The sequence below is a fragment of the Niallia circulans genome, from assembly GCF_003726095.1.
In the GTDB taxonomy this organism is placed as follows: Bacteria; Bacillota; Bacilli; order Bacillales; family Cytobacillaceae; genus Niallia; species Niallia circulans_A.
In genome coordinates, this window is the sequence record NZ_CP026031.1 from 5,060,994 (window position 1) to 5,084,882 (window position 23,889).

A 23,889-nucleotide genomic window follows, 5' to 3' on the forward strand; every position below is an offset into this window, starting at 1 on the left:
TATGGGACTAACGGGGGCATTTCTTACATAGAAAATCTTAAAAGAAGTATATTTTAATACAAGAAGTAGCATTTGGCTAAAGAGATATCTAGAGGAAAGAAAAGATAATGAGGAGGCTTTATTTGTTACTCTCCGTGCCCCACACCGAATGGGTGTTGCACAAATGAGATATGTCATTAAACAGATTTCGTTAAGAGCAAAAATTAGTAAGTGTATACATCCGCACCAATTAAGGCATAGTTATGCAACCACCTTAAATAATAATGGAGCACCATTAGAAGTTATTCAAAACTTGATGGGGCATGAGAAAAGTGAAACAACAAGGATTTACGCTTATCTAAGTGGACAATTAAGACGAGAATTATATAAGAAATATTTCTGAAAGAACTGCAGGGAAAATTGCAGTTCTTTATTTTTTATCAGAGCCATATTGCAAGAATAAATGTTGTATGCACAATCAGGTGCAGGATAGTGCAACAAGACATTGTAACAAGGACATTAAAATTCTGAATAATAAATGAAGATAACTAAATGCATAAATTTAACTAATGTAAGAGGAGTCCATATGAAAATATTTAACACAACTAAAGAAGATATAGAATTAGTAGAAGTAGCAACACAGAAGATAACAATGCTTTATGAAGACGATAAACATCATGTGGGAACTGCCATTCGTACGAAAACAGGGGAGATTATTTCGGCAGTACACATTGAAGCGTATATTGGACGAGTGACGGTTTGTGCGGAAGCTATTGCAATCGGTAGTGCTATATCAAATGGACAAAAGGATTTTGATACAATCGTTGCAGTCAGACATCCCTATTCTGATGAAGTAGATAGACGTATAAAGGTAGTAAGTCCTTGTGGTATGTGTAGGGAGCTGATTTCTGACTATGCACCAGAATGTTTTGTCCTTCTAGAAATAAATGGCGAGTTAATTAAAACTGCAATTAGTGAACTCATCCCACTTAAGTATTCCCGAAATTAAAAGGTATTTTTAAAGATTAAGTTTCGAGTTAAATAAAATGGGGTTATAGTAATGCTTTGCATCTTCAGGAACTATGGAAGCATTCCTTGAAACTAGCCTATGGAAGAAACGGGTCAGTTTACTTTAAGTACAATATTTCACAAACTAATTAATCCCTTGATTATTCACACTCAACTATTACCTATAAAGATAGTTTTAACCGATTCAAATACCGGCTGATTTGCTTCCGTTCTTCATAGATTAGTAATACCTGCTAGCTCCATAAATTTTGAGAGAGCACTAGTCCTATACGAATCACGACGCATTATAAACACAGTAGGAACTGTTCTATGTGGATCCGGTAATGGATGGCAGTTAAGTTTGTCCTGCATACGTGATTCGACCATAGATATTGGTAATACGGTTACTCCTAACCCGTTTTCAACGCATTTAAGGACACCCTCCAAAGTGCCATATTCCATTACTCTCATAGGAGCAAAATCATTGTCCGCTAGCCATTTTTGCCAAATTGCTAAATAAGTGCAATGTGCGAATGACGAAAGCAGTGGTTTATGTAAAATTGATTCTATATGAAATGTTTCCGTAGAGTAGCTTGTAATTAGAACTAGGAATTCTTCAAGTACAGGGTACTCAATAATTTCTGGATGAAGAATTGGCCCATCAACAAATGCGCCGTCTATCTTGTAATTGAGAATAGCATTAACCTGATCTACAGTAGGTGCCATATATAAGCTTAGTTCTACTTGTGGAAATTCCTTGTGATATCGAGAGAAAATAATTGGTAATCGTGTAGTAGCTGTTGATTCCATAGCTCCGATGTGCAAAGAACCTCGTGGAGTAGAGGAAAGTTTGACTGCTTCAATAGCCTCCTCAAAATCGAAAAGCAACTTATTTACATATGGTAATAATTCACGACCTGCAGGGGTTAAGGATATCTTCTTATGATATCGGTATAGTAGGGGAACTCCTAACTCCTGTTCAAGACGCTGTATTCTTGCAGTAACATTTGACTGTACATAATTTAATTTCTCAGCAGCCTTAGTGATACTTTGTTCAATAGCTACTGCCTTAAACACTTCTAAAGATTTAATATCCAAAGTGAATTTCTCCTTTAGCATCACAAATTATGATTAACTATCCTCTTTTTTTTGATTTTACATGATGCATTGGAGTATGTAAACTTAGTTTGTAAGAGATTAACGTTAAGACTAAGTAATAGAGTAACTTATTATTCATTAATAAGGAGGAAAATGGAGAAAAAGGAAATTTAGCTAAGTAGGATAATACAACAGTTGTCGATAACGAGGAGGTAAGCTCTTGATTTCAAAGGTAAATATACAGGATAAATTTTTAAAAATAAATGATTACTGGAATCCTAGAATAGGTTGTGAGTTAAACGATTCATACATAAAAATGGTAAAGATTAGGGGTGAATTTATTTGGCATCACCACGATCATGAGGATGAGATGTTCTTCGTATGGCGAGGAAAGCTGGTAATACGTTTGAGAAACGGTGAAATAGTTCTTAATGAAGGAGAATTTATTGTTATACCTAAAGGAATAGAACATCAGCCAATTGCAGAAGAGGAAGTCCATTTGTTATTAATCGAACCAAAAACCACGCTAAACACAGGAAATGTGGTTAATCAACGAACTGTGTTGAATCCTCAAGAAATTTAATAAATGTTGAAAGTTTAAAAGTAGGATTGGTTAAAATGAATCGAATCAAAATATGGTATATAGAATTCAAAAGGTGGGGGTTAATATTAATTATCAAACTATTAATTTGAATGAAAAATTTTCTAAGTTCAACGAACGCTGGTCTCCAAAGGTCATTGGTGAAATGAATGACTATCAATTCAAAGTGGTCAAGATAGAAGGGGATTTTGTGTGGCATGATCATCAAGATACCGACGAGGTGTTTATCGTTCTCACTGGTGAAATGTTTATTGATTTTCGCGATGGTCAAGTTAAGGTGTCTCAAGGAGAGATGTTTATAGTGCCAAAGGGGACCGAACATAAACCTTTCGCTACACAAGAGTGTCATATCATGCTAGTAGAGCCAAGGGGAATTGTAAATACTGGCGATACTAAATCAGCATTAACCGCAGTTAATGATATCTGGATCTAATCTAATGATAAAATATAAACAATTATCAAATGTTATAGTAAGTGTGGATAGAATTATTAATACTATTTCGACTGTTTAAATTAGAACTTGCATAGATATTCAAAAAGAGTTATTAATTAAGTATCAGACGAATTACTGAAGTGGATAATGAAACAAAGAATGTTTTTAGTCAGTGGAAATGACCTTTATTTTGTCCAATTAATCAAATTACTAAAGACAGTCTGGTGTAATAAATTCAGAAAAATTATACAAATTATATATTTCTGAAAATATCAACTTGACAACTTGATATTACTGATATATTATAGCCTATAATTAAATAATAAATAAGCAAAGATTGGAAATAGTAGAAGGTTGATAAACTCCTTCAGAGAGCCGATGGTTGGTGCGAATCGGTAGTTATACCCTTTGAACTCATCCAAGAGCTACTCTCTGAACCATATAAGTTAGGGGATGTCGGATTTCTTCCGTTATAAAGATAGGTGGTGATCGCCGCCGAAAATGAGTGGGTTACTTTTGTATTATATTAACCAATTAGAGTGGTACCGCGAGCAATGCCTCGTCTCTATATTTTTATATAGAGGCGGGGCTTTTTTATATTTTATTAAATAAGGAGTGTGTCACATGTCAAGAAAAATTTGGGTATTTGATACAACATTAAGAGATGGAGAACAAGTTCCTGGTGCAAAATTGAATGTATACGAAAAATTGGAAGTCGCCAAGCAATTAAAGAAACTCAAAGTTGATATGATTGAGGCTGGATTTCCTTCTTCATCAATAGGTGATTTTAACGCGGTTAAAGAAATTGCTAAAAGGATAGGAAATACAGATGATGTGATAATTACGGCGTTAGCAAGAGCAGTAAAATCCGATATTGATGATGTATATAATAGTGTTAAATATGCAAAAAATCCACTAATCCATATTGTATTAGGTACTTCGGATATTCATGTAGAAAAGAAATTTGGAAAATCGAAAAATCAAATATTGGATATAGGAGTGGATGCTGTGAAGTATGCGAAAACACTCCTGCCAGAAGTGCAATATTCAACAGAGGATGCGTCAAGAGCTGATTTTGAATATTTATGGAAAACTATAGAAGCTGTTGTAAAAGCAGGAGCCACAATTATAAATATACCTGATACAGTTGGTTATGCTGAGCCCCAAGAGTTCGGTGAATTAATCTATAAGATAAATGATCGCTTGAAGAATTTGAATGATAATGTGCTTCTAAGTGTTCATTGCCACAATGATTTAGGAATGGCTACAGCTAATACATTGGCAGCAATTAAAAACGGTGCTGAAAAAGTAGAATGTACTATTAATGGAATCGGAGAACGTGCAGGAAATGCATCATTAGAGGAAGTAGTTATGGCTGTTCATACACGTTCTGAGATATATCAAGCATTTACGAATATTAATACAAAGGAAATTATGAATACGTCGAGGATAGTAAGTGGATTCATGGGACTTGATGTACAAGTAAACAAAGCAATTACAGGGGAAAATGCTTTTGCACATTCTTCAGGTATTCACCAGGATGGATTAATCAAGTCAAGAAATACTTATGAAATAATTGATCCCGTCACTGTGGGTCTTGATGACATGGAGCTTATTCTAACAGCACGTTCTGGACGCCATGCGATTAAAACTGCTTTTGAAAAATTAGGTATGAATCAATTCTCGAATTCAGAGTTCGAGGAAATCTTTGTAGACTTTCTTAAATTAGCCGATGCGAAAAAAGAAGTATATAATCATGATCTATATGTAATGATTGAAAATTATTACAAAAAAGTAAAGGGGAATAATCAGGACATCAGCCATTACAGTAACAATTTTTATGAGTTAATAGATCTGCAAGTGATCAGTAATACAAAATTTCCTTCTGCTAGTGTGGAGTTAAAGAAGGCTGATCAAATCATTAAGGGAACTGCGATAGGTTCTGGTCCGATTGATGCTTTATATTCTGCAATTATGAATGTATGTGATTTAGATATGAAGTTGATTCAATACGATATTAGAAGTGTTTCAAGGGGAAAAGAAGCATTAGGAAAAGTGAAAATTCAAGTTGAATTTAAAGGGGAAGTATATATTGCCAAAGCATCAGATACAGACATTTTAAAAGCAAGTGCTTATGCGTATATTAATGCCATAAATAGTATTGTGGTCGATCATTTACTTCCAGTAAAATAAAAACCTAACATGATTTGAAAAGTTAGGAGCTTATCAATGAAGGGAAAATATAGTACAACAAATATTAATTCCAGAATGTAAAAAAACAGCAGAAGAAAATACAATAATTGTAAGAGGAGGAAATTCCAAGTGAATTATTATCATTTTACAATTCTAGAAAAAAATAAATTAATTCTCGGTACAATTGATGTAAGATGAAATAATAATGGATGTATATGGACAAAGATTTTATTGTTTCATCTTAACAAAAAAGGTGCTGGTTTAGTTTACAGAAAAGTTAATTTTATTTAAATACTTGTTATTTTTAGAATCAATTTACTAATGAAAGAACTGATAAAAAGGGATATTCTCATTTAAGAGAGCAGTAGTCCAATAAGGGTTAATGCTCTACTTTTCTTTTTCTGCACTAACTAGGCAGCATTTCCTGTGATAAGGGATGAAACAAGGATAGTTTAGGAGGAATGCATTTAAACAATCGGGGGCGATAGTTAAATAAGGATAAATTAGTACTACTGAGGGAAAAATAGGAATGTCTTTAAAAAGGACATTCCTTAACTTATTCAGGTTAAACATATTTTTATAAATAAAACAAACGTTCGTATAATACATATTAACGCTCAATAATTTCAAATGATAGGCGTCTAAATCCTTGATACATAAGGGTTAGACGTTTTCTTTATTATACCATAATTAAGATTAAGAAGGATTAATGCTTTTTTATTAAGTTATTAAACAAAAGGGAATTAGTGGAAGACGGAAAAATATAACTTGAAATACCATTTTATTCTATTTGGTATATAATTAACTTGTATTTTATATATAGGAGGAAATTTATGACTACATCTAGTGACTACATTCGCTATATTCGTGGAAAAGTGGGACAAGATTTAATATTTCTTAATTTTGCTGGAGGTATTGTTTATAACGAACGAAATGAGATTCTCTTACAAAAAAGGGGAGATGGAAATGAGTGGGGTTTTCCAGGCGGTGCTATGGAACTAGGAGAATCTCTTGAAGCAACAACAAAACGAGAAATTCTTGAGGAGACAGGATTAAATGTTAAGGTTGAACATCTTATTGGTGTCTACTCTAAATATTCTGCTGAGTTTCCGAACGGAGATAAAGCTCAGACTATTACTCACTTTTTTCAATGTAAGCCAATTGATGGGGAACTTACTGCAGATGGTATTGAGACATTGGATTTGAAGTACTTTCCAATAAATAAAATACCGAAATTATTCACTAAGCAACACGAAGATGCCTTAGAAGATTGGCTTTGCAAAAGAAAAGGTGTATTTAAATAAGTTCAACTTCAAAATAATTATACATAGTCTTTAACCGAGGCTTTCTATAATAGATACTACGAGTACAATCCTAAGTAATCTAATAGTTTCTCGTTCAATGGCTTCACCCATAGAAACATATAATTGCCTTCCACCGGGAGATTATCAAGAGGGTTTCAGGCACTTTGGGCGAAGTGTATGTGACGTTAAATTAAATGAGTTTCTATAATTCGTTGGAGTTTTATTTGTATTGCTTTTAAAAAGACTAATAGAGTGTTATCAATTTAATGACTACAGCTACTAAAGAATTTGGAATTGTGGGGTTTAAAATACTAAATGATTTAAATCTATTTTCCGATAGTTGTATCATACTTTAGCAACTTTTGTTGGCTATACATTTTTTCAAAAAGAATTCCTGTTAAATAGTAAAACACGAGTCCGAAACAAATATGAATAAGTGTGAATTTAGGACCAAATGAAGTAAATTCATACACTAGAACTGGCAATTTCACTGTTGACCAAGCCCCTAAAAAAAACACTATATAGCGGATGCTAGCTCCTTTTCTCAATAAAAGTACTGCGATTGGAAAGGCTATATAAAGAGGTCCAGCAGCTACTGTTGCTAATAATAAGGTGAAGAGGACACCAATTATACCTGATTTTTCCCCCATATATCTAACGAGTGTTTCTTTCTTTACCCATTGGTCCAATAATCCCACTAATATAAATACTGGAGGAAGTAGAATTAACATATCCAAAATATTTTTACCAGTTAACTGAACTGTTTTTGCAGCAATCGTTTGATTCATAAATGCTATAAGCAGAAGCCCTAATAATAAAATGAGAAAGAAGCGATATCTTTTTAGCTTTTTCATGTCATCACCACCCAAATAATTAATGCAAATAGAAGAGACATTATTATGGCAGAAATATTTCGGGCATAAGCAAAACTTTGACCAAAAGTTTTTTGCTCCATAAATAAACTTGCCAGTCCTACAGACATTAATGTCGACATTAATACAGCAACTTGTGGAAGAGCAGCGCCATTTTGAACTAATGTATGTCCAAGAGGAAAAACGATAAAGCTTGGGACTATAGCAATTGATCCAATGATTGTTGAGTAAAGGATACCAAGTAAACCGGAATTTTCCCCAATAATGGAAGAAATAAGAGACGGTGTCAATAAAGAAAGTGCCAGCCCAACGAAGAGCATAATGGCTAATAAATCCGGTAAAACATTGCGAAACATTTTCCATGAGCTTAATAAGGCTACCTTTGTTTTATATTTGTCTTTTATAAAAGACAGGCTCAGATAAATAGCAGCTATCGTATATAAAACAATTCCATTAACCATTATTTTCGCAATTCCATTTTTTGTATTTTTCCAGGAAAAATGATAAATTTTTAATTTTTTCTTGAATATCAATTTGAAATTCTTCTAATTTTCTTTTTCCAAGTGTAGTGATTTTATACATCCTTACCGGTTTATCTTGATCAGAAACATCTAAATAAGAATCAATGGCACCTTCTTCCTCCAATTTTTTTAGTGTGCGATATAGTATGGCGCTATCAATTGGATTGATGGGAAGCTCTTCCTTACATTTTTGCAACAGTTTTCCACCATAATTATCTCCCTCCATTAAAAACAGCAAAAGAAATGCACCAGTATGTCTCCCTGTATGTTTCATAAAAGATTGAGCCCCCTAATTTTAATGTAATGAACTTTTTATCAATATATTACTGTTATTAACAGTATAGTGTTATTGTCGGTTATATGTCAATCTTTTTATAATGAAAATTAAATGTGAGTCTTACATTTTAACTAGACTTATATTTAGGAAAAGAAGGTGCTACGGCATCTCTTTTTATGGAATTAAAGAGCGGGTTTGCTAAAAAAGGAAAATAAACGATATCGGTAGAATAAGTATACTGGATATAAATCTTAACTTTTAAATATTAATAAGAGGAGAATAACTAAAAAAATGAAAAAATTGGGGACTCTATACTTTTTCTGTGGAAAAATGGGAGCTGGAAAATCAACTAAATCAAAGCAATTGGCGATAGATAAACATGCGGTACTGTTGTCTGAGGATGAGTGGCTTTCATCTCTTTATCCCAATCAAATTGCATCATTTGAGGACTATCTAAAATTCTCAGCGCAGCTCAAGCCATTGGTGAAAAAGCATGTCCAAAACATATTAAGTGTTGGTACAGATGTAGTAATGGATTTTCCAGCAAACACTCAAAAACTGCGAAAGTGGTTTTTTGATATGGCGTCAGAGGTCAATGCAAGCCATCAACTAATTTTCCTTAATCTAAATAACGAGCAATGCTTACGTCAAATCGCACAAAGGCGTAATGAACAACCAGAAAGATCAACTTTTGACACAGAAGCGGTGTTTATTCATGTTACTAAATTTTTTGAAGCACCAGAGGCATCTGAGGGTTTAAATATTTTAGAATATAGCGGAAAAGAATAACAAGGAGTTCAATGATTCATGTATGTAGAGTGCTTTTTTGGGGGAGGTGTTCTAACTTTTTGAATATTGAAGTAAAATAATAGAAAATAGATGGCTGAGGTGAAGATGCTTGAGTTTACCAACATTATCAGTATTTTTCGGAGCAGGTGCAGAAATAGGTTATGGTTTACCTTCTGGAGGGAAGTTTGCATTAGAAATATTTAGAGTTTCAAATGAAAAAGATAAAGAAACATTTAGAAGCCAGATTCAAAGCCTAGACTCTAGGTCACAGATTGCTACTCAATGGCTTCCAGATAACTATGCGAGTAAGAGATTAAATGTTTTTGGAAAAGGAGAGTTTGAAGGCCTTATTGCCTCAAGTTTAGAAAATAGAAGAAGCAACATTTTGGATTATCTGGATCATTTTGATGAAAACGTTTCCGATCTGTTAAATAAATGGAAGTTTAATGAAACAATAATACGTGATAAGTTTACAAACGAAACAGGCGAACAAATTGGTGATATGAGATATAATCAAGCAATTCGGTTAAATGAGAAGCTTGCTTCCAGTGTATTGTTGTTTGAATCTGACTATTTTTCAGCATTCTTAAGATTATTAGAAAAATATCCAACAGATCGTTATTTGAAAAGAATTGTAAGGGCTTTTTTGGAATTATTGGTTGGAGCAATTGGTCAAAGTCTTGTTTCGCAGCTAAACGAAGAATTGTTTACTGCAGCACCTGATGAATTAAACGTATTTGATGATTTGTCAGGGGTTTTTTCTTTGAATTATCAAGGTGTTGGACAAACTGGAATGGAAATTGTAATTGAAGAAACCTCTATTGATTTAAAGGAAGATACAGACGGACTTACAGTGTTTAGAGAACTTGGTAGAAGCATATTAGAAGAAATTTATTGCCAAGCAATGGATTACCAAGCTTTAATAGATAGTCATTTTAGATATCTGTATAATCCGAAAGCGCAATGGGCTAAATTTAGTCGGATTGCTATATTCCTTCATACTGTTCAAAGATATATTACTAACAAAGTCCATGTTGATGAAACAAGAATTTCAGATGGTCCCGGATATTATCACGACTTAATAAATTTAAGAAATTATTTTCATATTAAAGCTGTGGGAACTACCAATTATAACAATTTTGTACAACAGGTATTAGCAGGGACAGAATTAGCAGAAACACCTGTGTATCATTTAAATGGAAGTGTAAATGAATACTATGATCCATACAAAAATGAAATTTTAACAGAACCTTCTTCCGAGGAGAGACAAGGAAGAATTCTTGTACCATTTATGTTTACTCAAAGTGGAGTTAAACCTTTGACTTCTGTCAGTATGTCAAGAAAGTATGTTAATCTTTATGATCATTTTGTTGAATCAGACATAGTATGTGTGATTGGTTATGGTTTTAACGGAGATGATGGCCATATAAATGGAATGTTCAGAAGCTTGGTAGAGATAGAAAATAAAAGTTTAGTCATTTTACACTATAAAAGCGATAATCGTACGCAGCAGCAACTTTTAAGGTATTATCAACAAAAATTACGTTTAAGTTCTTCTGGGAACTTAAGAGTCGTTTTGGTAGATAATAACCGTATATTTAATGGAGATATTTGGTACAACGCCCTATTATAGAGGGTTTCTTTTGACCGAAAAGCTATTGCAATGTGTGTAATAAAGAAGTTGAACTTAAACGTTATAAAATAATAAAATCAGGCAATTGTTTAAAACAAGCTGGAGGAGTTAAGGCGAAAAATGTAAATAACGGTTCTAGTGTTAAGGAAAAGTAGGGGAGAAAGCTTCAAGTTTTACAAGATAATTAAATTTGCGGCGAAAAGCTATTAATAGCCTTTTATCGGCTAGCACGATTATAAATCCCCTACTAAACACGACAGTAACTATGATTACGCACTTACTAACACAGAATTTTGTTAGGTTAAAAGTCTTTCAAAAAGTTTAAAGCTGTTAATCACGAAAAAATCAACAATATCTCTTTAGAAAAGGAAATGGTATTTCGTGTTCTTACTATCGATACTCCCCAAGAGAAGCAGCCCATATTTAACCCAAGATTATATAATAAATTTATGTAATGATGGAAAAGATTATATCTTTTAATTCAGCAGCAATTTCTGATGGATCTGTGTTCAATTCATCTTCAGCTAACCACCATTCAATAGTTCCTAGAATAGTTGATATGATAGCCCTTCTTTTCAAAATACTAACAACGCGGAGATCAAATAAATCGGAAGTTTCAATAAAGGAAGATATAGATGACTTGAGTTCGTGTTGGAATAGTTGATACCCTTCATTCCTCAATAAGGGTTCAATAAAATTGTAATTTTCCTTTAAGTAATCAAAAGCTAAAGTAAGTGAGTTAATAGTCATTTCTTGATTATGAAGACAGTATTGGTCCATTTGATTTATATAGATTTTAATGGTTTTTTCTAGTAATTCATATTTATCCTGATAATGAAGGTAAAAAGTGCCTCTGTTAATATCAGCTAATGTTGTAATTTGATTTACTGTGATTTTATCAAACGGTTTCTCATTAAGTAATAAGAAAAAAGTGTCTATTATTAGCTTTTGCGTTCTCCTTTTTCTTCTTTCCATCTCCACACCTCAACAATTTTAGTATGATGTTCATTAATCAACATATCATGGCTTTTGATGATTGTTTCCTGTAATACAAATGATACTATTAAATCAACAACTGTTCAATTAACGAACTGGAGGGGGATTTAATGAATATCTTAGTTATTGGGCGTGGGGTGATTTCTACTCAATATGCTTGGATCTTTAAAGAAAATGGAAATAATATTGACTTTTATATTAGACCAGAATCAATAGATAAGTATACGCCAATGCTGAACTTACAGCTAGACGATCGGAGGAAACGGAAGTCTAAAAAGATTAATGTATCGTGGGAAACTAACTTAATATATGAAATTCCACAAAATCATAACTATGACTTGATTTTTGTGAGCGTCAATATTGAACAAATCAGTTCTGTTGTAAAAACATTGAATAATAAGGTGAATAACGCTACTGTACTGTTTTTTAATAACTTTTGGGAGGATCCAATCAAGCAGACAGAAATATTACCACAAACTCAAATTATATTCGGGTTTCCTGGTGCTGGCGGGGGAACAGTAGGGACAAACACAATTAATGGTGCGTTTTCTTCTATTATTATGATAGGTGATATAGGGAAGGCTTCGAAAGAACGAGTTCAGCAAGTATACACATTATTTGAGCAAGCAGAATTCAGCCTTAAAAGGCAGACTAACTTTAAAAAGTTCTTATTGAACCACTTCCTCTTAAATGTAGCTGTTGAAATAGAAGTTTTAAAAGAAGGGAGTTTTATAGGATTGATGGATTCTATCGATGCTTTAGGAAACATTTCCATCAATCTTAGACAGCTAAAGCCTATAATGAAGGAGCGAGGAATGAGTTATGATGCTTTAAATACTTTACTTTCAACGATATCACCAAAAATTATAGGGATTATAATGTCCAAGTTTATCTTTAAAAGTGGAAGTACAGCACGATCTTTAATGGAAGGAAATAATATTATAACTGGACGCAGTGCCAAATTAATTCTTGATGAAGCAAGAAGAAAAAATATACATGTAAATACACTCGAAAATATTAGTAAACTCCTAACCTAATGATATAAGCTTTTTTTACTTATAATAGGAAAGTGTTATAGTGTTGCAGTATTTTAACAAAGTTATAGAGAAGGGAAAATAGGAATAGGCAATGTCCAAGATAAATACGCAGTCAAAAATAAAGCGAATATTCGTGTGAATATAATAGAATTAGACTTTTACTGTTTTAAACCATAATTTAGGTTGAGAAGGATTAACGCTTAAACTGGCAGTTAATGCTTATTTCATTTCAAAAGAAGGAGTCCCTTGTAACTATAAGGGCAGGATAACGTAATAAAGATTAACTAGAATGTTATAAAAAATGGCCCACAAAAACACCTTCAATAAAGAAAGTTTTTTATTATAGTCTGTAAACCACTATTATGAAACAGGAAAGTCTAAATCTGATTTATCTAGTCCAAAAAAGTCTTTAAAGCCAGTTTTTCCCCGGTTAGTAATAACAATTTCGCGAGAATTTGCTTTAGTTTCTATCCAAACCATTTCGATAGATTAAGAAAGATTAACGCTTAGTTTAAGAGTTAACGCTTCTTTTTGTTAAAAAAGGTATTTCTAATATCACTATCAGGGCAGGATAATTGAATAACAAGCGAAAAGTTTAGACAATGAAAATAGCCGAGTTTATCTCGACTAATTTTTAATAGTATCATCTGAAATAATTTTTAATATATTGTTTTTCTCTTTTTGTAATTTTAGAAAATATATCAGATACACCAAACTATAAAGTTAAAATAATAATAAGAATCATCTAATCTAAAGTAGCTCCGTGTTTTTAGGTAATGCTGTATTACATTATGTAATTATATCTTGATAGTGCGTTCAAGTATTCCTAAACCTTATTCTGAAGGTATTGACTAAGATGACTAATCCCTTTAGATCTCTATGAAATGATATTATCTTGATATGAAACTTGTTCTGGTTGTACAATTTCATATTCACCTTCTGCATACTCTTGCTCCGCATAATGGCTTCCCCATTGACAGAGCTCCTGCAAGATAGGTTTAAGAGATTCTCCAAGTTCAGTGGATGAATATTCAACCTTCGGCGGTACTTGATTATACATCTTTCTGCTCACAAGTCCACTGGCTTCAAGCTCTCTAAGTGTTTGAATCAGCATTTTCTGAGTTATATTTGGGATAATGCGCTTTAATTCACTCGTTCTCTTTGGTCCATTCATTAAAAAGTATAATACAAGGCCTTTCCATTTTCCGCCAATAACTTCCTTTGTCACTTCAAACCCACAACTAAATTTTTTCATGTCTAAAGCTCTCCATTCCACATTTATTACTTTTTAGTTACTATATCACAAAAAAGTGGGTACTTCCGATAATGTGCTTACTGAAGGATACTATATCTTGTAAGTTGTTCTTCAAGTACTTAAGGTACTAGACATAAAATAAAATTAATTCTAAAGGAGTGTTAAGTATGGGTAAATTTGAAGGTAAAATAGCGCTTGTAACGGGTGGAACTAGTGGGATTGGTCTTGCTACAGCACAAAAATTTGTAAACGAAGGTGCATATGTTTATATCACGGGACGTAGACAAAACGAACTTGATAAAGCTGTTAACCAAATTGGCAAGAACGTAACCGGTGTTCAAGGTGATATTTCTAAGCTTGAAGACTTAGACAAACTATATGACATTATAAAGCAGGAAAAAGGTAAGTTGGACATTCTTTTTGCTAATGCAGGCATCGGCAACTTCCTTCCATTAGGTGAAATTACTGAAGAGCAGGTTGATAGAACGTTCGACATTAACGTTAAAGGAACCATCTTTACTGTTCAAAAAGCGTTATCACTATTCCCGGACAAAGTAGGTTCTATTATTGTAACAGGCTCTACTGCTGGATCAATTGGCAACCCAGCGTTTAGTGTATATGGAGCATCTAAAGCAGCATTAAGAGCACTAGTTCGCAACTGGATTCTTGACCTAAAAGGTACTGAAATCCGTGTAAATGTGGTTAGTCCAGGAGCTATTCTTACACCTGCATACGATGAACTTTTTGGTGATGCACTTGAAGAAGTAATGGAAAATAGCAAAAATACTGTTCCATCTGGAAAAGTTGGAACACCTGAAGAAGTAGCAAACGCTGTAACTTTCCTTGCTTCAGACGAAAGCAGTTACTTGACGGGAGTTGAATTGTTCGTAGATGGCGGGCTAGCACAGGTATAATTTCACTGTGCAGAGATTACAAATAGTCCCTAAAAAAGGGTTAATGGGGATTTCCTTGCAACAGCTGCTTTTGGTATGAAGGTCCAAGATGGTACATATTATGATGCAGCTACTATCCATAATCTCTAGCTACATTGCACGAAGAATTTGCCTCAATACTTACAACAGTTAAATTGCTAAACGAGTTTTTTTAATACGCTTACGGCACTAAGCGGCTTTCCAGTACTAAATAAAGAAATTCTTTTATCATAAATGTAGGAGAATAATTCAGTAGGATCAGTTACAGAGTTAAACAATCTTTTACCATTAACTCTACATAAAAAGTAAATTATTGTATAATATATTTTGGAATGAAAAAACACAATTCGGTTGGTAGTCCGAATGCATTAAAAAATTTAATGTCAGTAGCCTTCCCCTCCTCGGGATGTCCATCGTTCTAGTATAAATGGAGGAGGGACCTATAATGAAACTAACCATTTATTATGATGGTCAATTTTATATAGGGCTTATAGAAATTGTGTCTGAAAATAAACTTAAAGCCTGCCGATATATTTTCGGTAAAGAACCAAAAGATCAGGAAGTATTAGATTTTGTGAACAGAAAATTATTAAGGGTTATTGAATCTAATCAACAAATAGGGATACCTATTTGTCAGAAATCACAAAAGAAAATTAATCCTAAAAGAATTCAAAGAAAAGTCTCAAAAGAATTAAAGCAATGCTCTGTTTCTTCTAAAGCACAAGAAGCCATCAAGGCTGAATATGAACAACGGAAGAAAGCAAAATCAGCTAAAAATAAACAGCTAAGAGAAGAAAAAAAGACGTATATTAGAAATTGCAAGGTTCAAAAGGCTAAAAATAAACATAAAGGCAGGTAACATAATTTCTATTTTTTGCAGACAACTAATGTTGTCTGTTTTTATTTATCATCATTCACTTAAATAGAATTAATTGCTTTATCTTACTAAAAAACAAGGATGTTTTATCAAACTATCAGGGCATGGAACAGAAGAAGGAATATACAAGACTATATAGAATAAGTAAGTTATTGGAAAAGGAAGAGATAGAACTATTATTCCAAAGCAGGGGTGAATAAGATTAACCAATTTATAATGGTAAAAGAGAAGAAAATAGAACTTTTACATATAGGCAGTAAAGGAATTCCTATTGTTATACTTACAGGAATGGGTTGTTCGTTTTATGAGTGGTATCAAGTAACAAAATCATTAGCGAAATCAAACAGAGTCATTATGTTTCATAGACCAGGACTCGGGCTTAGTCCATTAAGTGAAGAGATACGTAATACGAACGCAGTTATAGATGAATTAAGTCAATTGTTGATCGGATTAAATATTTTTGAGCCCGTTATTTTAGTTGGACATTCTTATGGTGGTTTATGTGCACAGCATTATGCCAAGGTTTTTCCAGAAAAAATTGCCGGAATCGTATTGATTGATTCCACTTCTGTTGACTTAAAAGAATTAGATGAATTAGAGTTACCAGTGCTAGATGAGACTGGTACGGATGAGGTCTGGTTAGAGAAGTGCCATTCTTACTCGCTAATGAAACCAGCTGAACTAAAAGAAATAGTAAAACCTACTCTTACGGATAAACAAAAAAATCTACCACTTCATCTCCAAGAGCATGTCCTTGACTTTCAGACAAGTCCTGCCTTATATAAAACGATGTACCTGGAAATGTGTAATTGGAAGAAGGATGGAGAACGAATAAAGAGGTTGGGGGTTTTTCCTAATTTGCCTCTAATAGTTATTGGACGAGATAAAGAATATAACATTCAATTGGGAATTGCGGAGGGACTGCCCGAGTGGGAGATGAGAAAATTAGAAGATAAGTGGGCAGAGCTTATTATGAAACAGGCCCTACTTAGTAAAGATAGTGAATTAATTTTTGCTGAGAATTCTAGTCATTCTATTTATCTTGATCGTCCAGACGTAGTAATAACAGCAATTAAAAGTTTGATTAAAATTAGAAATGGATTATAAGGGGTTAAACAATGCAACTGTTTAAAATCAATATCAAGAAACAATACTGGCTAGGATCAACTGATTCAGAAGAGGATCTATGCTCTCATGGAGAAATATATTTAAAGGTTAATGACACCGTTATTACTCAATCCGGAATAGATGAAGAATGGGGGATTAGTGAATCAGCATTAGCTTTGTTACGAACATTAGATAATGATTATCTTTGTGCTCCCGAGGATGATGAAGGGTTAATTCTCCATGGATGTGGTTTAATATTGATGACGAGTTGTCCTATTTCCATTCATTGGACAGTAAAACATTGTGGGGATGACGTATTTCTTTCAGATTTTGTTAAGTTTACTAGTACCGACAATCAATCAGGCAGCATCTACTATCCCGATTTAAATGTTAAGCTTAGTAGAAACGAATATACATTTCAAGTTTGTCAATTTGCAATAGAGGCAAGGGATTTCTTTCGTTCTTCAAAAGAGAAACGAATTGCTGATGACTTTGATAAAAATATGTATGATGAGTTTTGGAGTGAATATAATCAATTGTTAAATAGCAATTTACCAGACTAAACGTAAAACGATGTTATAATCATCTATTAAAAGTGATTGGAAAATAAGACGTATTGGAGGAACTAAAAATGAATGGGATTGCTAAAACTCCTAAACTACCTTACTATGCGGTTATCTTTTCTTCCCAGCGAACGGAAGGTGACAAAGGCTACGGAAAAATGGCGGAAAAAATGGTAGAGTTAGCTTCACAGCAGGAAGGTTTCTTAGGTGTAGAAAGTGCACGTGATGAGGGACTGGGCATTACTGTTTCCTATTGGGATTCCTTAGAGGCAATAAAGAATTGGAAGGAAAATTCCGTCCATCTTGCTGCGCAGAAATTGGGAAAAAAAGAGTGGTACCAGAGCTTTGCGCTAAGAGTGTGCAAAGTAGAAAGAGATAACTTCTTCGAAATGTAATAAAGCTAGTCTCTTTAGGCTAACCATAAAAGCAGAAGAGCATCTTTGCGGAAAATGATTCTTTGATTATAGGAAAAAATTTTGAAGATAAGTTTGAACTAAGCTATGGAAAAAATGCGGCAATTTTTTTCTTAGCAGCGTCTATTACCAGGATAAATGGTTTTGACGCTTTTTTTCTTTGCTTAAAGCTTTTTTAGTCAATATCCTACAAGAACAACTAATAAAAGTATGCTAAGCTATTTAAACAGAAGACAAGGGGGAACAGTATCAGATGAGAAGGGAAGAAAGAAAAATTTGTTTTGATGAAGATTTGCAAATTGAAGCCTATCGATTTCACGGGATTATGCAAAAGTTTCCTAATCACTTTCATGAATACTACGTTATTGGCTTTATCGAGAGTGGTCAAAGAAAATTGACATGTAGAAACAAAGATTATGTTATTAATAGTGGAGATCTTATCTTTTTTAATCCATTTGATAATCATGCTTGTGAACAAATGGATGATGAGCCCTTAGATTATCGTTGTTTAAATATTACACCAGAAGTAATGCGAAAAGTGGTAGAAGAAATCACTGGTAAAGACTATCTGCCTTCCTTTAAAGATCCAGTCGTCTTCCGTAGTGAACATGCAGAATTATTACAGCGACTGCATCAAATGATCATGGCTGAGTTAGGAGATTTGGAGAAAGAAGAAACTTTTTATTTCTTAATGGAGCAATTGATTGAAGAATATAGTGCCATAGAGAAAAACATTAAATTGGATAAGATGACCAAGGAAATATCAAAAGTTTGTGAATTTATTGAAAGGCATTATGTTGATCCGATTTCTCTTGATGATTTGGTGGCGGTATGCAATATGAATAAATATACCTTATTACGTTCATTTGCGCGAATTCGCGGTATTACTCCTTATCGATATTTACAGACAGTGCGTATCAACAAAGCAAAGAAGCTATTAGAACAAGGGATGAAACCAACCGATGTAGCTGCTCAGACTGGTTTTGTGGATCAAAGCCATTTCAGTCATTATTTTATGGATTTTATTGGATTAACGCCTGGACAATACCGAAATATTTATATAGATAGTGTAAATTAAATTGTTTCAACTAGAAGGAAAGAGTGGCGAATAAGATGAATTTTGGACATATTTCAGCAATTATCACGATAATGATTTGGGGGACAACATACATATCTACAAAAATATTATTAACTGATTTTACTCCCATTGAGGTATTATTCTTTCGTTTTGTCATTGGAATTGTAGCCTTGAGCATCATTTATCCATATCGACTAAAAATGAAAGATAGAAAGCATCATTATTTATTTTTACTTGCGGGGTTATGTGGGGTAACACTTTATTACCTCTTAGAAAATATTGCTTTGACCTTTACTACTGCTTCTAATGTAGGAGTAATAAGTGCGATGGTGCCATTTTTTACTGCTATTCTCACTTATTATTATTTGAAAAGTGAACCTTTGCGATTAAATTTCTTCATTGGTTTTATTCTAGCTTTAATAGGAATTTTTCTCATCAGTTTTAATGGCACTGCTAATTTTAAAGTAAATCCATTAGGTGATCTACTAGCTGTTGCAGCAACTCTAATATGGGCAATCTATTCCGTTATTACGAAGAAAATTAGTAGTTATGGATATAATACGATTCAAGCTACAAGGCGGATTTTTTTATACGGTATTTTATTTATGATCCCTGTTTTATGTTTATTTGACTTTAAACTAGGAATCGAACGTTTTACCCAACCGATCTACTTATTTAATATCATTTTTCTAGGATTAGGCGCATCTGCAGTTTGCTTTGTTTCTTGGAATTTAGCCATTAAGAAATTAGGGGCAATTAAAGCAAGTGTATATATCTATCTTGTTCCTGTAATTACCGTTATCACGGCTATGATAGTCTTAAAAGAGCCTTTAACTTGGATGGCAGCTCTTGGTACATTGTTGACCCTAACTGGCCTTTTCGTTTCCGAATCTAAAATAATTACTAAGAAAAAAAAGGATTTGGTAAGTAGTTATTAGATGGAGGGATACTTATAGCAATGAGGGAGATTGCTTTTTTATAAGAGTGGTTCTTTATAAAATGAGACTGTTAAAATGATCTAATTTTTTCATGGAATGTAAAGTGTTGGCTAAGTGAAGGATATAGATAATATGCTTTTTGACAGATTGCTAGTTTGTATCTCAAGCTAGGAATGGCACATTCAACATTAAGGAAATAGTTCATATTGCTGTTCATATACACAGATTAATTTCATAATCAGCTTAAATGGTTTTATCTCCTGCCATATTGAATAGCTAGATTTAGGGTTTTATAAAGGACTCTTCCTTTTTTAAAGCAGGGTCCTTTATTATGATATTACAAATGTAGATGTTATAAACTAGAGAGAACTGTAGATTTATGGACGAATTCATTATAATGCAAATTATCTCTTTGTAACCTTTTAAGGTTATAATAAACATATTTTATTTTGTTAAATAATAACTAGTATCTAGTAAATTATAGATGTCAGCTTTAGGGTATGGGCTATCAAGTATGATAGAAATCCAGTGTTCCTTATTCATATGGTATGCCGGTAAGATTCCCTCTTCTTTCTGAAGTAGATTTTTTAATTCTGGTTCACATTTTACATTTAAGACATCTACTACTTCTTCTCCTGATAATCCTAGTTTGTTTTTAGGAACATTCATCATTAACCCATACCATTTTCCCTGATTATCATGTCTTAACACAGCATAATTTTGGAATTTTTTCCATGGATACTCTGGATTTGTACCATACTTTTCTTTTACATAAGAAAAAATTTCTTTTCTGGATTGTCATAAAGTTTAGCTCCTTTCTTTATTACTCTTTTAGTAGTATAAACTGATAGATAGGGGATGTCCTTGATTATGTTGCTTTTTTCGCTCATGGGGTGGATCGTGCACTAATCTCACAGATGTTTTACCTCATTCATTCCAAGCATTGTATGAAAATTAACAAATATCTTGATAACGGAAAGCTTATCAGAACTATCCAAATTAAAACGTACTTTTACGCTTAGCAATTTTTGTTTATATATTGTTTAGGAGTGATACCTGTAACCTGCTTGAATATTCTTGTGAAATAACTTTGGTCATGAAAGTTTAATAATGTTGAGATTTCTGTTAAGGAATAATTGGAATAGCTTAATAAGTTTTTTGCTTCGTCTATCTTAGTTTTTTGGATAAATGCCTTTATAGAAATTCCAACTTCCTTTTTAAAAAGGTTAGAGAGATAGTTTGGATTTAATCCAGTTAAATTAGCAAGTTCAGAAAGGGTTATATTTTCATAAAGATGGTTAAAAATATAAGTTTGACAAATATTAATGGGTTTCGAGTACTTATATTTTTTTGAATTCTCTACTCGCTCTGCAAAATCTATGAGAGCATTTTCGATAAGTTGGTCCACTGCTCTGCTGTTAGATAATTCTTCAAGTTTGATTATATAGGAATCACTAAGACTATAGGCAATTTCTTGGTACAGGCCTCCTTCCACTGCAGCTCTTGTTGCAAGGGTAATAAGAGATATTGCAATATTTTTTTGACTTCTTAAATAACTAGTTTTGGAAAGAATCCCTTTTTTGCCTTGTTTGTTGATAGCATGAAAACTTTCTAATAATCCTGTTTTTTTTCCTATTTTAATATAATTTAAGAATTTCTTTTCGAGAGAAATATCTGTATGCACATTTTTATTTTGACGGCTCTCAATAATTTGGTTATCTATAGGCTCAATATTTAAATTTTCCTTTTCTATTTCTTTATTAGTTTGCACAATATCTAATATATTCAATTGTTTTTGATAAATCATATAATAGATCATCATACTGAATTTTATAAATTTTAGATTGCTTAGTATAGGAAGATTAGAGTAATAATGGAGCATTTCTTCTTTCGCCACTCTAATATCCATATCTCTTAAACTACTAGTGATGGTTTCATCAGTCATTCGGAAATTGATTACAGGACCGACAATGATATTTCCCTCAAAACGGTTATTAGAATAAATGCTTAGTGATACGTATTTTTCTAAAAAAGCTGTCTCCTTTAGGATGGGGATAGCTTTTTGTTTTTCCATTTTAGAAAATAGCTCAATAATAATGTCCACATTAGATTGGTATATGGGATTATGATGAAAATTGGAATCTACTGCTTTATGGATAAGCTCCCCTACAGAGTTGAAAAAATAAGTAGGGATTTTAAACATACTGTAAGCTAGATGGCAAATATATTCTAAATCAGTTATTTGTTTAATAGATTGCATGAATAGTACCTCCAGACAAAATGAAATTAAAATAAATATGTGAATTTCACTATTATTCTGTAAAAAACACCATAATTTCTTAGGATGAGAATTTATACTCATATTTAGAAATCGATTTCAAAATATTTATCTATAAGTGATAACGTTATCAAAGATTATTTTCCTATTTAAAAAGTCTAGAGGGAAATAATCTAATCATTTATTTTATAAATAAAATAAATGTAATCGGATTCAAAAGTCAAGAAAGTATTAATCTGCAAAATTTTTCATTCGTAATCTCTATAAAAAAATATTTTTGAGGTGAATGGTATGCGTCCTTTTGGGATAAAAGACAAATTTGGATACTTGTTTGGTGATTTTGGAAACGATTTCTTTTTTGCTCTAGTTGGTTCATTTTTGATGGTTTATTATACAGATGTTTTTCATTTAAATCCGGCTGCTGTAGGGGGCTTATTCCTAATAGCGCGTTTATGGGATGCTATTGCGGACATTACATGGGGACGGTTTATAGATACTAGAAAAGCAGGGAAGCATGGAAAATTCAAGCCGTGGATTTATAGAATGTCATTTCCTCTTGTTATTTCAGGTATTTTAATGTTTATTCATATTCCAGGTATGTCTAATGGTTTTTATACTGCATATGCCTATGTAACATATATTTTATGGGGAACATTATACAGTACGGTTAACATTCCATACGGATCAATGGCTTCCGTTATCACAGCCGATCCAGTAGAACGAACAACTTTGTCAACTTGGAGATCTCTCGGAGCGGCACTTGCTCAATTGATAGTTGGGGTTGCAGGACCTTTGATATTATTCGTTGATAATAAAGCGGATGCAAATCAATTTTTAGTAGGAGCAATAATTTTTGGTATTCTTTCTATATCCAGTTATATGGCATGCTACAAGCTAAGTATCGAACGAGTAGTAAGGAACGAGGATGAACAGCCGAATATTAATTTAGCAAAAACATTAAAGGGAATTTCTAAAAATAGACCGTTAATTGTGTTTTTAATTGGTTCACTATTATTCTTAATAAATTTAATGTTAATTGGTTCTGTAAATACGTATTTATTTAAGGATTATTTTGGCGATGCAAAGCTACTAAGTGTATTCAGTATGGTTCAATCAGCAACAATTTTTATCGGCATGCCAATGGCTAAGCCATTGGTAGCAAGATTCGGTAAGAAAGAAGTTGCATCTGCGGGATTTTTACTTTCTACACTTGCCTATTTAGTGTTATATTTCTTGCCTAATGTAACAGCAACAATATTCATTTGTATTTTATCAGTCGGATTATTTGGTTATGCTCTTTTTAACTTAATAAGCTGGGCATTTATCACAGATTTGGTTGATTACCATGAGTATCTAACAGGATTACGGGAGGATGCAACCATATACTCTATTTATTCTTTTTCTCGTAAAGTTGGCCAGGCGGTTGCAGGAGGCATTGGTGGAGTGGCAATAGCTGCAGCTGGCTATAATCCTACTCTTCAAGTTCAAACACAAGAAACCCTAGATGGCATTCATAGGCTTGCTACATTAATACCTGCGCTTGGTCTTTTATTAGTATTTATTTGTTTCGCTTTTCTTTATCCACTTAATAAAAAGCGGACAACACAACTTGTAAGCGATTTAGAAAGGAAAAGAAGTGAAAAAAATTCAAGTAAGCCTGCTTGAAAATACGGGCAGGGGTAGTTCAAGTTACTTTGATTTTTAAGA

24 protein-coding genes, 2 pseudogenes and 1 other annotated feature are annotated in these 23,889 nt (G+C 33.0%); of the genes and pseudogenes, 18 read left to right on the forward strand and 8 right to left on the reverse strand.

What is annotated here, in order from left to right; genetic code table 11:
- Positions 1-40: 40 nt before the first annotated feature.
- Together C2I06_RS24215 and C2I06_RS24220 are read left to right on the forward strand one after the other, a co-directional pair.
- Positions 41-382: pseudogene (locus C2I06_RS24215) on the forward strand (tyrosine-type recombinase/integrase); the annotation flags it as partial.
- Between the two features lie 183 nt (positions 383-565).
- Positions 566-988, forward strand: coding sequence for a cytidine deaminase (locus C2I06_RS24220; RefSeq protein WP_123259035.1), 423 nt, complete (start codon positions 566-568; stop codon positions 986-988).
- Between the two features lie 233 nt (positions 989-1,221).
- Here C2I06_RS24220 and C2I06_RS24225 read toward each other — a convergent pair whose 3' ends face one another.
- Positions 1,222-2,085, reverse strand: coding sequence for a LysR family transcriptional regulator (locus C2I06_RS24225; RefSeq protein ID WP_123259036.1), 864 nt, complete (start codon positions 2,083-2,085; stop codon positions 1,222-1,224).
- A gap of 220 nt (positions 2,086-2,305) precedes the next feature.
- Between C2I06_RS24225 and C2I06_RS24230 the strand changes: the two genes are divergently transcribed.
- The 4 genes from C2I06_RS24230 to C2I06_RS24245 all read left to right on the forward strand — a co-directional run bounded on the left by C2I06_RS24230 (position 2,306) and on the right by C2I06_RS24245 (position 6,616).
- Complete coding sequence (locus tag C2I06_RS24230; protein ID WP_123259037.1) at positions 2,306-2,668, forward strand: cupin domain-containing protein; 363 nt, start codon at positions 2,306-2,308, stop codon at positions 2,666-2,668.
- Positions 2,669-2,753: 85 nt separating this feature from the next.
- Positions 2,754-3,119 (forward strand): cupin domain-containing protein, encoded by a 366-nt coding sequence (locus C2I06_RS24235; protein WP_123259211.1) that lies wholly within the window; start codon positions 2,754-2,756, stop codon positions 3,117-3,119.
- A 324-nt stretch (positions 3,120-3,443) separates the two neighbouring features.
- Positions 3,444-3,689: a binding site (T-box leader), on the forward strand.
- A gap of 54 nt (positions 3,690-3,743) precedes the next feature.
- Positions 3,744-5,312: a 2-isopropylmalate synthase gene (locus C2I06_RS24240; RefSeq protein WP_123259038.1), complete on the forward strand. Its 1,569-nt coding sequence runs from the start codon at positions 3,744-3,746 to the stop codon at positions 5,310-5,312.
- A gap of 833 nt (positions 5,313-6,145) precedes the next feature.
- On the forward strand, positions 6,146-6,616 hold the full coding sequence (locus tag C2I06_RS24245) for an NUDIX hydrolase (protein ID WP_123259039.1): 471 nt from the start codon (positions 6,146-6,148) through the stop codon (positions 6,614-6,616).
- 326 nt (positions 6,617-6,942) lie between these two features.
- Here C2I06_RS24245 and C2I06_RS24250 read toward each other — a convergent pair whose 3' ends face one another.
- Genes C2I06_RS24250 through C2I06_RS24260 form a run of 3 tightly spaced genes read right to left on the reverse strand, consistent with a single transcriptional unit; the run spans position 6,943 to position 8,283 of the window.
- Positions 6,943-7,470: a permease gene (locus C2I06_RS24250; RefSeq protein WP_123259040.1), complete on the reverse strand. Its 528-nt coding sequence runs from the start codon at positions 7,468-7,470 to the stop codon at positions 6,943-6,945.
- Positions 7,467-7,949 (reverse strand): hypothetical protein, encoded by a 483-nt coding sequence (locus C2I06_RS24255; protein ID WP_095330215.1) that lies wholly within the window; start codon positions 7,947-7,949, stop codon positions 7,467-7,469. Before C2I06_RS24255 ends, C2I06_RS24250 begins: the two co-directional genes overlap by 4 nt.
- Entirely contained in the window at positions 7,942-8,283 is a 342-nt protein-coding gene (locus C2I06_RS24260) for a PadR family transcriptional regulator (protein WP_123259041.1), read from the reverse strand. Before C2I06_RS24260 ends, C2I06_RS24255 begins: the two co-directional genes overlap by 8 nt.
- Positions 8,284-8,577: 294 nt before the next feature.
- Here C2I06_RS24260 and C2I06_RS24265 point away from each other — a divergent pair, with 294 nt between their 5' ends.
- Both C2I06_RS24265 and C2I06_RS24270 read left to right on the forward strand, forming a co-directional pair.
- The gene (locus C2I06_RS24265) at positions 8,578-9,075 is read left to right on the forward strand and encodes a P-loop nucleotide/nucleoside kinase family protein (protein ID WP_123259042.1); all 498 of its coding nucleotides are present in this window, start codon (positions 8,578-8,580) and stop codon (positions 9,073-9,075) included.
- A gap of 109 nt (positions 9,076-9,184) precedes the next feature.
- The gene (locus tag C2I06_RS24270) at positions 9,185-10,708 is read left to right on the forward strand and encodes an SIR2 family protein (RefSeq protein WP_123259043.1); all 1,524 of its coding nucleotides are present in this window, start codon (positions 9,185-9,187) and stop codon (positions 10,706-10,708) included.
- A gap of 447 nt (positions 10,709-11,155) precedes the next feature.
- On the opposite strand, the gene C2I06_RS24275 is transcribed toward C2I06_RS24270, so the two are convergent.
- Positions 11,156-11,683 (reverse strand): TetR/AcrR family transcriptional regulator, encoded by a 528-nt coding sequence (locus C2I06_RS24275; RefSeq protein WP_123259044.1) that lies wholly within the window; start codon positions 11,681-11,683, stop codon positions 11,156-11,158.
- A 131-nt stretch (positions 11,684-11,814) separates the two neighbouring features.
- Between C2I06_RS24275 and C2I06_RS24280 the strand changes: the two genes are divergently transcribed.
- Complete coding sequence (locus C2I06_RS24280) at positions 11,815-12,741, forward strand: ketopantoate reductase family protein (RefSeq protein ID WP_123259045.1); 927 nt, start codon at positions 11,815-11,817, stop codon at positions 12,739-12,741.
- Between the two features lie 877 nt (positions 12,742-13,618).
- On the opposite strand, the gene C2I06_RS24285 is transcribed toward C2I06_RS24280, so the two are convergent.
- Positions 13,619-13,996: a winged helix-turn-helix transcriptional regulator gene (locus tag C2I06_RS24285; protein ID WP_047942800.1), complete on the reverse strand. Its 378-nt coding sequence runs from the start codon at positions 13,994-13,996 to the stop codon at positions 13,619-13,621.
- Positions 13,997-14,163: 167 nt separating this feature from the next.
- Between C2I06_RS24285 and C2I06_RS24290 the strand changes: the two genes are divergently transcribed.
- The 8 genes and pseudogenes from C2I06_RS24290 to C2I06_RS24325 all read left to right on the forward strand — a co-directional run bounded on the left by C2I06_RS24290 (position 14,164) and on the right by C2I06_RS24325 (position 19,904).
- Complete coding sequence (locus tag C2I06_RS24290) at positions 14,164-14,910, forward strand: SDR family NAD(P)-dependent oxidoreductase (RefSeq protein ID WP_123259046.1); 747 nt, start codon at positions 14,164-14,166, stop codon at positions 14,908-14,910.
- Positions 14,911-14,967: 57 nt separating this feature from the next.
- Positions 14,968-15,104: pseudogene (locus tag C2I06_RS24295) on the forward strand (cysteine hydrolase); the annotation flags it as partial.
- A gap of 269 nt (positions 15,105-15,373) precedes the next feature.
- Complete coding sequence (locus tag C2I06_RS24300) at positions 15,374-15,787, forward strand: YjdF family protein (protein WP_123259047.1); 414 nt, start codon at positions 15,374-15,376, stop codon at positions 15,785-15,787.
- A 210-nt stretch (positions 15,788-15,997) separates the two neighbouring features.
- Positions 15,998-16,912: an alpha/beta fold hydrolase gene (locus C2I06_RS24305; protein ID WP_235850272.1), complete on the forward strand. Its 915-nt coding sequence runs from the start codon at positions 15,998-16,000 to the stop codon at positions 16,910-16,912.
- Between the two features lie 11 nt (positions 16,913-16,923).
- Complete coding sequence (locus C2I06_RS24310) at positions 16,924-17,475, forward strand: hypothetical protein (protein ID WP_095330203.1); 552 nt, start codon at positions 16,924-16,926, stop codon at positions 17,473-17,475.
- Positions 17,476-17,543: 68 nt separating this feature from the next.
- A complete protein-coding gene (locus C2I06_RS24315) occupies positions 17,544-17,870 on the forward strand; it encodes an antibiotic biosynthesis monooxygenase family protein (RefSeq protein WP_095330202.1) in 327 nt (108 codons plus the stop codon).
- Between the two features lie 271 nt (positions 17,871-18,141).
- Complete coding sequence (locus tag C2I06_RS24320; protein ID WP_061797809.1) at positions 18,142-18,966, forward strand: AraC family ligand binding domain-containing protein; 825 nt, start codon at positions 18,142-18,144, stop codon at positions 18,964-18,966.
- 23 nt (positions 18,967-18,989) lie between these two features.
- Complete coding sequence (locus tag C2I06_RS24325; protein WP_235850271.1) at positions 18,990-19,904, forward strand: DMT family transporter; 915 nt, start codon at positions 18,990-18,992, stop codon at positions 19,902-19,904.
- A 444-nt stretch (positions 19,905-20,348) separates the two neighbouring features.
- Here C2I06_RS24325 and C2I06_RS24330 read toward each other — a convergent pair whose 3' ends face one another.
- Positions 20,349-20,687, reverse strand: a complete 339-nt coding sequence (locus tag C2I06_RS24330; protein ID WP_123259048.1) for an MmcQ/YjbR family DNA-binding protein — start codon at positions 20,685-20,687, stop codon at positions 20,349-20,351.
- A gap of 235 nt (positions 20,688-20,922) precedes the next feature.
- Positions 20,923-22,164: an AraC family transcriptional regulator gene (locus C2I06_RS24335; protein WP_123259049.1), complete on the reverse strand. Its 1,242-nt coding sequence runs from the start codon at positions 22,162-22,164 to the stop codon at positions 20,923-20,925.
- Positions 22,165-22,473: 309 nt separating this feature from the next.
- Between C2I06_RS24335 and C2I06_RS24340 the strand changes: the two genes are divergently transcribed.
- On the forward strand, positions 22,474-23,847 hold the full coding sequence (locus C2I06_RS24340) for an MFS transporter (RefSeq protein ID WP_123259050.1): 1,374 nt from the start codon (positions 22,474-22,476) through the stop codon (positions 23,845-23,847).
- Positions 23,848-23,889: the final 42 nt, after the last annotated feature.